Origin of the sequence: Parapedobacter composti, assembly GCF_900112315.1 — a bacterium.
Lineage (GTDB): Bacteria > Bacteroidota > Bacteroidia > Sphingobacteriales > Sphingobacteriaceae > Parapedobacter > Parapedobacter composti.
Window position 1 is genome coordinate 24564 of sequence record NZ_FOLL01000013.1, and the last position, 12170, is coordinate 36733.

Below are 12170 nucleotides of genomic sequence, written 5' to 3' on the forward strand. Positions count from 1 at the left end.
CAATGAAAACAACCCTCATCATCGCGGCAACACTGGCCGCCGCCGTATGCGCGTGCACGAACGCCGCCAAGGAAAGCGAAAGCACCCCACAGTGGATACAGCTCTTCAACGGAAAAGACCTCAACGACTGGACCGTTAAAATTGCGAAACACGACGTAGGCGAAAACTACGCCAACACGTTCCGGGTGGAAGACGGTCTGCTCAAAGTAAGGTACGACGGCTATACCGACTTCGATTTTCAATATGGCCACATTCACTATAACACGCCGTTTTCTGCGTATCTTCTCCGCGTGGAGTACCGCTTTATCGGCGAACAAGCTCCCGGTGGCGAAGGCTGGGCATGGCGCAATAGCGGTGCTATGCTACATGGGCAGGATCCCAAAACAATGCTGAAAGATCAAGATTTCCCCATCTCCATAGAAGGGCAACTGCTCGGTGGCGATGGCACCAACGAACGTACCACCAGTAATCTCTGTACGCCCGGCACGAACGTGCTGATGGAAACAGATGGCGAGCTGTTTACGCCCCACTGCACCAGTTCAAGCTCCAAGACCTACCATGGCGACCAGTGGGTTACGGCTGAGTTCCTGGTATTGGCCGACTCCGTGGTACACCACATTCTCGAGGGCGACACGGTATTAACATACTATAAACCACAAATCGGCGGTGGTAGCGTATCAAACTTCGACCCAGCTGTAAAACAAGATGGAAAACCATTGAAAAGCGGCTACATCTCGTTGCAGAGCGAGAGCCATCCCATTGACTTCCGGAAGGTAGAATTACTTAACCTGGAGCCTTACCTACATGATCAGGCAAAGCTTAGGGAAGTGTTGGCCGGGGCAGGAAATGGCCAGTAACCTGCGGCTGTGACCTGCTGTTTTGCTTTCGCGTTGTCAATGATGCCACTCCTTGATAGGTTATCCAGCAGGGTGATGCGTCTTCGCTAAGATTAGGGAACAGTGTGCAAAAACGCCGGATTTGACTTCGCCCGCAGGGCGTTCGCAAAGCCGGAAATACCCTAAAACCGTCCTGAAATGCCCTAAAACCGTTCTGAAATGCCGCGGCACCGTACGGGTTTCCGCCGGAAGTGGACGGTTTAAAAGCATTTCCGGGCGGTGAACGCAAGGCACACAGACGAGCTCATCATTTTGGTAGCTTTCTCCCGACTTTTTACTGACTTTCTCCCCACTGTCTCCCGCCGTATCTTTAGGATTGCTTTGCCCCTGCTTTGCTTTTTCTTTGGAATTTTGTGGACACGCCGTGGACCAGCCCAAAGCGGACCGTGGGAGACGGGGGAATTTGGTCGGAAGAAAGGGGGTAGTTAAGGTGCTGTTGGCATACACGGCAAACAGCAAAAGGCCGCCCCGGAAATCGGGGCGGCCTTTTGCCTTATTATGAGCTGTAGTATTATGACAAGTTATTTACAAACTTAGTAAGCTTCGATTTATTGTTAGAAGCCTTATTCTTATGGATGACATTTTTCTTGGCCAAACGGTCAAGCATAGATATTACCCGCGGCAACAATGTCTTTGCTTCTTCCGCGTTGGTTGTGCTGCGCAGTTTCTTGATTGCATTACGCGTAGTCTTTGCCTGATAACGGTTCCTCAGACGCTTCGCAGCGTTAGACCGGATTCTTTTAATTGCTGATTTATGATTTGCCATTTATTTAGCTAAAAAATGTTACTCTTTTTTCAGACCGCAAAGATACCACCTTTTTTTAATATTCAAAACTATTCCGGCAAAATTTAAGCACTATCCTGCTATATTTGCCCCATGCAGAAATTATCCATGGAGGAATTGCAGCGGCCGTCTGTCGAGACGTTTAAAGCACAGGACAAACTTCCTGTGGCATTGGTGCTTGACAATGTACGCAGCATGCACAATGTAGGGTCTGCGTTCCGTACCTCAGATGCCTTTGCGGTGGAACGTATCATACTTTGCGGAATTACCGGCCGCCCCCCGCACCGTGAAATCGAGAAAACAGCGTTGGGAGCTACCCAATCAGTAACATGGAGCCATGTCGGGGACACTTCGGCGGCTGTCCGGGACCTCCGCAAGGAAGGCTATCGTATTGTAGCCGTGGAGCAGGCAAAAGGCAGCATCCCCCTTCAGCAATTCAAACCTACAGAAACCGAAAAATATGCGCTGGTCTTCGGCAACGAAGTGCATGGTGTTTCTGATGACGTGATGGCAAACGTAGACGCCTGTATTGAAATCCCGCAATCAGGCACCAAACATTCGTTGAACATCGCCGTTTCAATCGGCATCGTCCTGTGGAGTTTTTATGCTGAGCTGCATTTCCAAAAATCGGCACCAGTAAAATAGCAGCATCCTATTGCTTTTGGAAATACACATATTGGGCAGCTACTTTTTCGCCCCGTGGATCGATAAATCCCGCCCTGAAATCAAGGTCCCCTTTGGTAAGCTCCACTTCGTATGACGCAGTTTTTAACCTAAGGCCCGACCGGATCACTGGAGGGGATCCGTTTAGTTGAATGAAACTTTGTCCCGCCTCATCGAACTCGGGTTGTTCGTTATCGGCAGCCTCCAGTGGAAACTGCCGAACAATGATTTTATAGCGGCCGCCTTCCGGTATGGAGAGCTTCCAGACGCCTGAAGCGCTATTTTTCTCACGCCGAATCAGCTCTTGGCTCCAAGCCGGATAGCTCTCGTCATCGGGGAATAAGTCCATGCAATTAATAGGCGTTTGCGCTACGGGAGAAATCGGTATGCGAACAAAAGGGTATCGCGTATTTTCCGCTTCAACTTCAGACCACCATCGTTCGTATTCCTGTTTTAGCATTACCGCCGTGTCGGGATACCGCATAGCCACATTACGTCGTTGCTCTGGGTCATCGGCCAGGTTAAACAGCTCGCCATTCACCAGCCGCCAATCGCCCTTCATCACACAATAGGCTTTATATTTCTGCAAGTAACGCCCGCGCTGGGTGTCGGCGATATATATTTTGCCTGGATCGGCTGGCTTTCCCTCCAAGTAAGGCACCAAATTTTCGCCATCCAATCCTTTTAAGGTATCCCTTATGCCGCATAACGCGAGTAATGTTGGTAATACATCGAGGCAGGAGCTAAGCTGATTGACATTTTTTCCAGTTGACCAGACAGCATCCGGATAACGAATAAAGAACGGGAGACGATGCCCGCCTTCATACGGCTGACCTTTCACCCCGCGCATCCCGGCGTTGTATCCGTGGGTAACAAAGCCGTGCCGGTCTACCCTTACGCCACCTCCATTGGATGTGCCGTTGTCGGAAGTAAATATGAGGATGGTATTATCGCTTATACCCCATTCCGACAGCTTGTCCATTAACCTGCCCATGTTTTCATCTATATTATCTACCATGGCATTGTATATCGGATCTACAGCATCTGCTTGGTCTTTATACTTGTCTATATACCTACTTGGAGCGCGATGGGGCTTATGGGCGGCGTTCAGCGGCAAGTAACAGAAAAAAGGTTGATGCCCTCCGCTTTTTACGTGGTTTTCCATGTATTGAAGCGCTTCGTCAAACCAGATGTCTGTACAGTACCCGATAAAACGCTCCGCTACCCCATTCCTACAATACGTATCGTCGAAATAGGTATTCCCCCAGTAATCGGGTGTTTGCCCGATTCCGCCTCCCCCATGAATGAGCGTATATTGGAAGCCCCGGTCCTGCGGGCGCATCGGGCGATTATCACCCAAATGCCATTTTCCGAAAATGGCGGTATGGTATCCGTTCCGGACTAGAATTTCCGGCAAGGTCATGATGTCCGGCCGTAGCAGTGACCGCCCCATGATAGTATGCCATACGCCTATTTTATTATAATGCTGCCCGGTCAGCAGCCCGGCACGCGTGGGCGAACAGGTTGTACCGGTGTGGTAGTTGGTAAGCCGGATACTCTCGTCATGCAGCCGGTCGAGATGTGGTGTCTGGATAATCGGGCTGCCAAGTCTACCGATATCACCGTAACCTACATCGTCAGCCATCACCAACACAATATTGGGACGCTGCTGGGCGCTGCTGGACGTGATGGCCATACCAAGCAAGACACCGCATAGCATACCTTTAACTATATTACTTCTATGGCTTAACATCATCACTAACGTTCCAACTGATTTACTACGGGCCGAATAGTCGCGTTGTGCCGTTCAAGCAACTGGCGGAATGCCTCAATGCGGCCAGGATGCTTATCAGCGATGTCCACCCGTTCTCCCGGGTCGTGGTCGACATGATATAACAACGGATCGGCGTGTACGGTTCGCTCATGATAGGGAGATGCATCCTCCTGCGTGATGAAATGCACTTTATAAGGCCCTTGCCTGATGGCATAAACCTCTTCATCGCGATAGTAAAAAATTTCCTCACGCGGACTCTTGGCGCCATCCAGCAGTGTGCCCAGCAGATCGTACCCATCGTAAACCCTGTCATCCGGTAAATCCAGTCCGGCAATAGCGGACAGGGTGGGAAACAGGTCGAGTGTGCTGCCGAGTTCCCGGACGACTCCGGGTTTGATTTTGCTGGGCCACCAGAAAATGGCCGGTTCACGCATGCCCCCTTCAAACGTGCCCCCTTTGCCGCCCCGCAGCAGCCCCGCGCTCCCCCCCTGTTCTTCGAAAATAAGCCACGGGCCGTTGTCGGAAGTAAACACCACCAATGTATTCCGGTCGAGCCCCGTCGCTTTCAATGCATCAATGACCCGGCCGACACTCCAATCAATCTCTTCCACAACATCTCCGTACAATCCCCGGGCACTTTTGCCCTTGAATGGCGCAGACGCGAAGAGCGGCACATGCGGCATGGAGTGTGCCAAATATAGGAAGAACCGTTTGTCCTGATGCGTATGAATAAACCTCACTGCTTCTTCGGTATACCGTCTGGTGATGGTGTGCTGATTGGCCGGTCGTTCGATGATTTCATTATTCCGCACGAGCGGCACATTGAATTGTTCCGTAGGGGGCTGTTGTTTAATGGAAGCAAAATATTCCCCTTCCTGAATGCGGTCCATATCGTTACTGTACGGAATACCGAAGTAGTAATCAAAACCATGGGCCATGGGCGTATATTCTTCAAGGTGTCCAAGGTGCCACTTTCCAATGATTCCCGTGGCATAACCCGCTTTCTTGAGATGCCGTGCCAGTGTAATTTCAGTCTGAGGCAACCCGCCCTTGGAGTCCGGGAATAAAACGCGCTTCCGCTTACTGGCCATGCCGCTCCGCACGGGCAATCTGCCGGTCATCAGTCCGGCCCGGCTGGGTGTGCATACCGGTGCTGCACAATAAAAATTGGTCCACTTCTGGCCTTCGGTGGCCAAGCGGTCAAGGTTGGGGGTAGCAATCGTCGGGTGGCCATAAACGCCCAGGTCGCCGTACCCCAGATCATCGCAAAAGATGATGATCACATTCGGCCGTTCACTTTGCGCATCACAGCGGCCGGGGTGTATCGCTATCAACAAACAGCTGGAAATCGCATTAAAAATTAATCGTTTCATGTACATTGCCTTATCCCATTACTATTTTTCCCAAACTTCATAACCGATGGTTAGATCCATCATCGCTTTTAATTCCGCAGGTCGGTTCCTGAATTCGTCGGCCCATTCCCCGCCGTGCTGGGACACTCCCCAGTCGGCCTTTTCCAAATCCACCTCATCGCCATATGCAGACATCAATGCGGCTAACCGGTTGTTCAATGCGGCAACCGTATCCTGATACCGCCTATCTTCGGCAAGGTTATCGATCTCCCAGGGGTCTTCCCGAAGATTAAACAGCTGTGTCGTGGATACGCCGTTAACCATGTAGCGGATAAGTTTCCAGTCACCTTTACGTACTGCACGTTGCGTATTCTTGTAAATGTGGAACGTGGCGTCATGCACAACGTCCTGCTTCCCTGCCAATATGGAGGCAAAGCTTTTGGCGTCTACCGATGATGGCTTTTCCTTACCGAGCAGCTCGCAAAGTGTTGGAAAAATATCATTCAGATAGACAGACGCATCGCTTATTTGCTGGGATTTAATACCTGGTCCGGACCAAACCATCGGCACCTTGATGCTGTGCTCATATAGGTTTTGCTTACCCATTAGTCCATGCTGTCCCACCGCAAGACCATTATCTGCAGCGAAAATAATGATCGTGTTTTCATATAATCCCCTTTTTTTAAGCGCCGAAATGACCCGGCCGACATGATGATCCAAGTGGGAAATCAACGCATAGTATGCCCTTAAATTCTTCCTGATTTCTGTTTCTTGACGAGGGAAACCGGTAACCAGCTCATCACGCACCTTCATCTCACCGTTATTAAATGGGTGCGCCGGCAGAAAATTGGGTGGAATGGACAGTTGATCCTCGTCGTATTTTCCCCAGAACTCTGCGGGCACCTGCCGCGGATCATGCGGCGCCTGAAAAGCTACATACATAAAAAATGGATTGTCGCTGTTGTATGTATCCAAAAAGCGGATCGCTTCATCAGCATAAACTTCAGTTGAATGCTGATCTTCCAACAGATAGGGCTTTCCGTACTCACCGGACGTCTGAAAGTCGTGAATGGGGATGCGGTAATGGCTACTCATACCCCCGAACATGATTTTCCCGCCATGATCAAAACTTCGCGCGAAAGAAGGCTTTCCGTTATGCCATTTGCCGGTTCCGAAGGTGTGATAACCGCTGGCGAGCAACAGCTGACCAATGGTTTGGTGTGCGGAGTCAATGGTCGTACCCTGAGGATCGATATGGAACACATGCCGACCGGTCATGAGCATCGCCCGGCTGGGCGCACAAACCGCAGGACTCTGGGATCCCATGATGTAAGTATTGGTAAATGCGGTGCCCTGTTGGACAAGTTGGTCCAGATGAGGGGTCTGTACCTCGGCACCACCCAGTGCACCAATAGTTCCATACCGTTGATCATCGGCAAATAAAAATAAGATATTGAGCTTTTTATCCGGCTTGGGGGCACACGTCAGGGTTCCCATCAAGCACGTCAACCCCAAAACCGTTTTTATCATTTTCTTTGTCATTTCCTTGGTTTACGTTGTGCGATTAAAAGTGTACATCCCGGTGCGGTGGCAAATAGTAAGGCACGGAAATGGTATGGCGGTCTCCAGTCATTTTCGCATTTACAAAAAATTCCGGCGTGCCGGTCTTGGGGAAAGCCGCTCGGTTGAGCAACAGCTCTTCGCCTGCCGAAAGCGTCACCATAAAGCGGTCTTCCCAGATAATTTCACCAGTTTTATCGGTACAAAACAACCAGATTTCCCGTTGCTCATCCCGGTTTCCAAAATGCTGGATGCGCAAACGAACGGGAACGCGGTGATTGCCACCACCACTGATTTCCGGCCTGTGGGGCAAGTGAAGTGTCAGGATCAGCTGCTGCAGACGCGACATTTCCCTCCCTTTCGGATAGTACGCACTATCCACTGCCGTTTTCTCCTTGACATCGTTGCCGGTAATCAGAAGACGATGGGCAGACGCCGTATCCATACCGTCACGGAGCCGCAACCACGCGCCCCGGCGAAACAGGTTGCCCTCAATACGGTTACCCGAAGCACTTAGCGGGTCGTCCGTCAATATACCTGCAAGTGCAGGATACCGTTGACTATACGGCGGCTGATCGTGCTTTACCTGCCTTAGTTTCGCAAATAAATCCCAAGATGATCCGTTCTTTGCCATAATCAGCCGCCCGGCCCAGGTCTTCCCCCGATTATCGACATGCACGCCCACACCACAATCCAGAAAACTATTTTCGCGGACCACATTATCCCGTCCACCGCCGATCAGCACTGCAGCGTCACCAATCCCCTCGAACACGTTGCCATACATCAAGACGCCGCTGGCGCAGTCATCCAAATGAATTCCCCTGGCACCTAAGCTGTTTACATAACCCGGTGCGTGATGCACGTAATTGTGCCGGATTATATTTCCCCTTGCACTCCAGTCTCTGCCCGTATAGAATGCTCCCATCTCACCGGTCTCCAACAGTACCCGATAGATTTCATTATGTTCCATGATGTGGTCGTTGCCGGCAAACTGGATGGCGCTGTGAAACCCATCGTGTATGTGATTATAGGCTGCCCTATTCCCCACGCCTTTCAATAGGATGGCTTGTTCATAGCAATGAAGCCAGGTTCCGTAATGATGAATGTGGTTGCTGTCGATCCGGTGTGCTGCCGGCTGTAGCGTAAGGCGATCGCCAGCAGCTACCTGCACACCTTTCCGGCCGACATGGTTGATGCGGTTCCTGCTGATAACATGCTGCCTCCCTTCCACAACGGTGACTCCATGACCGCCTAAGTGCCGGATAGTACACCCCTCGATATTTATACGTTGGCCGCCTTCGATAATCATACCGTCGCCCACGCTCATCTCAACCACCAGATCCTGCACCGTGACGTGCGAAGCCCCGTTCAAGACAACCAGCGGCACAGTTAAATACGACAAGAAAACGGAATCTGCCGTACAATCACCCGGCGGCCACCAATACAGCCGCCCACGTTGCCTATCCAGGTACCACTCTCCCGGTTCATCCAGCTCCTCCAGAATATTGAGTGCATAATACCGCTGATCTTTGACAACACCGAAAGCGGGTGGAGTAGCCAGTTGCACGGTACGTGTCAGCGTGTCGATAGCCTTTACCGGCACATATGCATCGTGCCAATCTTTATACCAGTACCCGTACATCCATATATCCGCCCTATTTTTCCATCGCGACGGACGGTTTCCCTCATAGTGAAAGGCACCACTTTTGCTGCCGCGTTTCATGCCGGCCTCGTCTATGAGCTTTGCGCTGTCAACAGCGACTACCGGCAGGTAGTGGTAATTGGGCCACCGGGCCAGCGGCATCTGCTCCCCCTGATAAAACAACTGCGTACCCGGACTGGTGCCCGTTATCTTCGGCCATTTCCGCGTTCCAACGACGTCACGTAAATCGATATAACGGACGTACCTACGGACATCAGCGGGGACGCCCTCATCGGCGGCTAAATCAACAGCCTTTTTGAAGGCAGTGCAGGGTACCGGAATAGCCCCACGCACGTACGCCCGTCCCGGATTTTCTGCCCGGTATCGGATGGGCGCCTGCACAGAACCACTGTCCTCCTGGGTCAACACAAATGAAGTATCCAAATAATACTCCCCATCCATCAACCATACTGTAACCGTATCTGCAAGCTGGGAATCCGCTTTCCACTGACGGACGATATCACGTGCTTTCGCCAACGATGCCAGCGGTTGCTCCCGCGTTCCGGTTGCCTGGTCATTGCCGGTTGGCGAAACATAGATATCCCGCTGGCCATAGGTCCGGACGGCATCGGCATCCGGGCGCTGCCATGGGACCTTCCCCTGCTTTAACATATGGCTACGCAACAGGTTGGCCAGTTTTTCGGCAACCCGCGCCGAGTCGGCAATAATATCTGTAGTTTCACCGGGATCTTTCAAAAGGTCGAAAAGTTCGCGACTATCGAACGGATTATTCTGTACCAGTTTATACGGTCCCAACCGGGCAGCATCAATCGGCTTCCCCCCCATACTTGGCTTACCATCACGCATACTGAAAAAAAGCGGCCGGGAATGCTGCTGTGACTCTCCCGTCAATGCAGGATAAAAGCTGCTGCCGTCGATGCCCTGAGGTGATGACGCGCCGAGCATCTCCATCACCGTTGGGAAAATATCCATGGTCAACAAGACGTCATCGGATATCGAGCCAGCCTTTACGCCCCGGGGATAAGTGACGATTGTAGGCACACGCAAGCCCCCTTCATACATTGATGCTTTGCCATCCCGGTACGGACCATTGTTGGCGCCCAAATCCAACCGACCACCGTTATCGCTCGAAAAAATGATCATGGTCCGCTCATAAATCCCGTGCGCTTTCAATGCCTGAACCACCCGACCCACGCCGGCATCCAAATGTTCGATGAGCGCTACGAGTTCAGCTCTCGGTTTGGCGATGCCCGGCTGGCGCTCCATGACCCGCTTTACCCAGTTCCGGGGAGGCTGGATCGGATCATGCGGAGCATTATAAGCAAGGTACAGGAAAAATGGCTGATCTTCGGTAGCCCGTTCGTTAATGTAATCGACTGCCCAAGCGGTAAAAACATCCGTAGCATGCCCTTCAGCTGAAACCTCCCGGTCATTTTCACGCATGTAGTTTATGTCATGCCGGAGATGCGTATAGTAGTCATCCATCATATCGCCCAGAAAACCACGGAACAAATCGAACCCCCTCAGATTGGGCAAATTCGGTGCTTCCAGTCCAAGGTGCCACTTCCCCACCAACGCCGTATGGTATCCAGAACGCCGTAGTGCATCAGGCATTAACGTAGCATTGGGATCGAGGTACCCCCATGAATTTTCGGCGTTCGTCCGGATAACACCCCGAACACCGACGGCCTCGGGATAACAGCCCGAGAGCAGCGACGCGCGTGTCGGCGAACAAACAGCCGAATTTGCATAAAAATTGGTAAACATCATCCCATCTTTGGCCAGTGCATCAATATGCGGCGTCCGCATGTCTTTCGATCCATAACAACTTAAATCCGCATAACCTAAATCGTCGACCAAGATGATGACGATATGTGGAGTATCTGCAGACTGATGGTCAACAGGCTGAGCATAAAGTGTCGGCAGGCCAAACAAGGATAAAAAAAGCAATCGTTTCATCTATCAGAGATTGTTTGGGTTTTTGAAGTCGCCAAACGGATGCTTGACGGTCCGCTTCAGCGGGATCTGCATTCCTCCCGTCTGCTCCAGCCAATCAAACAACTCGCGAGCCAACTCCCGCGTAATTTCTTGGTACTCGGGCTTGGCGATCAAATTAATCTGTTCGTCCGGGTCGTTTTCAATATCATATAACTCATTGCTTCCCCAGACACCGTGGTATCGGATGTATTTATATTTATCGGTCCGAACACCGAATACCGTAGGCGTCATGGGAAAATCGTATTCCCAATAATACTCGTAAAATATCCGGTCGCGCCAAGCTACCGGACCATCGCGCAACAAATCGATGATCGATGCACCGGGCATGTACTCCGGCTTTGCTATCCCGGCATAATCAAGAACCGTAGGCGCTACATCGATATTCTGAATCAGTGCTGGAATGGTTTGTCTCCCTTTGGACAGTCCGGGACAATAGATTAAAAAGGGCACCTTTACAGACTCCTCGTAGAAATGCCGTTTATCAATAAGCCCATGCTCACCCCAGCTGAAGCCATTGTCTCCCATATAAATAACGAGCGTGTTTTCCGCAAGTCCTTCGCGCTCCAGGTGGTCCATTACGGCACCGATGCTCTCATCAACCGCTAAAAACGTCTCACAATACGCACGCACATAGTCGTCCAGTGTGCCGTGGCGGTGATACGCAAAATCCACACCGTGCCAGCTGTACCGCTGCTGCTTGACCCACTCCGGCCAACCCAGGTCGCGGTATTCATCGCCCAACGTCTGGTAATACGTGCTCGGATAACGATAAGGCTTGTCGTCATATACACCTTTATGCCTTTTGGCCGGCGTCAACGGCGCATGCACCGCTTTATGCGATAAATAGAGAAAGAACGGTTTTTTCTGGTCCCTGGTCTCCAACCAGTCCAACGCATGATCGGTGAGTAAATCCGTAATGTACGTAGAATCGCCGTAGGCTGTCTTAGTTCCGTTGATGTTCAACACCGGATTGTAATAGACGCCCTGTCCTTCGAAACTCTCCCAATGGTCAAAGCCTGGCCGGGGGTGGTCACTGTGATCGCCCATATGCCATTTACCAAAAAACGCGGTCTGATAACCCGCTTCTTGCAAATACTGCGGGAAATAAATGAGATTCTCAGGCTCTGCGGATACATTGTCCACGATTGTATGTTCGTGCGAATACAGTCCGGTCAGTATCGACGCGCGACTGGGTGAACATAGCGATGTGGTAACAAACGCATTTTTAAAGTGCGTACCCTGCTCATAAAGCTTGTCTATATTAGGCGTTTCCTGCCAGGGAATCTTACCTGTAAACCCCATAAAGTCATACCGGTGGTCATCGGTGAGGATAAACACAATATTGCGTTGGTGTTTAGGCGGCATTTCCTTCAATGCCGCGCACACGGTTGATGACGGCCCGAAGAAAAACAGGCCTACTAATAAAACTCCAACAATACTGCTACGGATTACTTTGCTATTAATATTGCTCATTTTGTTG

The 12170-nt window shown here is 51.2% G+C and carries 8 protein-coding genes; 2 read left to right on the forward strand and 6 right to left on the reverse strand.

Annotated elements, in window-relative coordinates; translation table 11 throughout:
- Window positions 1-2: 2 nt before the first annotated feature.
- Window positions 3-857: a 3-keto-disaccharide hydrolase gene (locus BM030_RS13445; protein WP_090974125.1), complete on the forward strand. Its 855-nt coding sequence runs from the start codon at window positions 3-5 to the stop codon at window positions 855-857.
- A gap of 550 nt (window positions 858-1407) precedes the next feature.
- Here BM030_RS13445 and rpsT read toward each other — a convergent pair.
- A complete protein-coding gene (gene rpsT, locus BM030_RS13450) occupies window positions 1408-1662 on the reverse strand; it encodes a 30S ribosomal protein S20 (protein ID WP_090974126.1) in 255 nt (84 codons plus the stop codon).
- Window positions 1663-1773: 111 nt separating this feature from the next.
- On the opposite strand from rpsT, the gene BM030_RS13455 reads away from it, so the two are divergent.
- Window positions 1774-2325, forward strand: a complete 552-nt coding sequence (locus tag BM030_RS13455; RefSeq protein WP_090974127.1) for an RNA methyltransferase — start codon at window positions 1774-1776, stop codon at window positions 2323-2325.
- Between the two features lie 7 nt (window positions 2326-2332).
- On the opposite strand, the gene BM030_RS13460 is transcribed toward BM030_RS13455, so the two are convergent.
- The 5 genes from BM030_RS13460 to BM030_RS13480 are packed head-to-tail and all read right to left on the reverse strand — an operon-like array spanning window position 2333 to window position 12163.
- The gene (locus tag BM030_RS13460; protein ID WP_170845732.1) at window positions 2333-4063 is read right to left on the reverse strand and encodes an arylsulfatase; all 1731 of its coding nucleotides are present in this window, start codon (window positions 4061-4063) and stop codon (window positions 2333-2335) included.
- 38 nt (window positions 4064-4101) lie between these two features.
- A complete protein-coding gene (locus BM030_RS13465; protein ID WP_090974210.1) occupies window positions 4102-5490 on the reverse strand; it encodes a sulfatase family protein in 1389 nt (462 codons plus the stop codon).
- Window positions 5491-5511: 21 nt separating this feature from the next.
- Complete coding sequence (locus tag BM030_RS13470; protein ID WP_170845733.1) at window positions 5512-6999, reverse strand: sulfatase family protein; 1488 nt, start codon at window positions 6997-6999, stop codon at window positions 5512-5514.
- Window positions 7000-7033: 34 nt separating this feature from the next.
- Window positions 7034-10651, reverse strand: coding sequence for a sulfatase-like hydrolase/transferase (locus BM030_RS13475; protein WP_090974130.1), 3618 nt, complete (start codon window positions 10649-10651; stop codon window positions 7034-7036).
- Window positions 10652-10654: 3 nt separating this feature from the next.
- Window positions 10655-12163 carry a sulfatase family protein gene (locus BM030_RS13480; protein WP_170845734.1) on the reverse strand — a complete coding sequence of 503 codons (1509 nt, stop codon included), beginning with the start codon at window positions 12161-12163 and terminating at the stop codon, window positions 10655-10657.
- Between the last annotated feature and the right edge of the window lie 7 nt (window positions 12164-12170).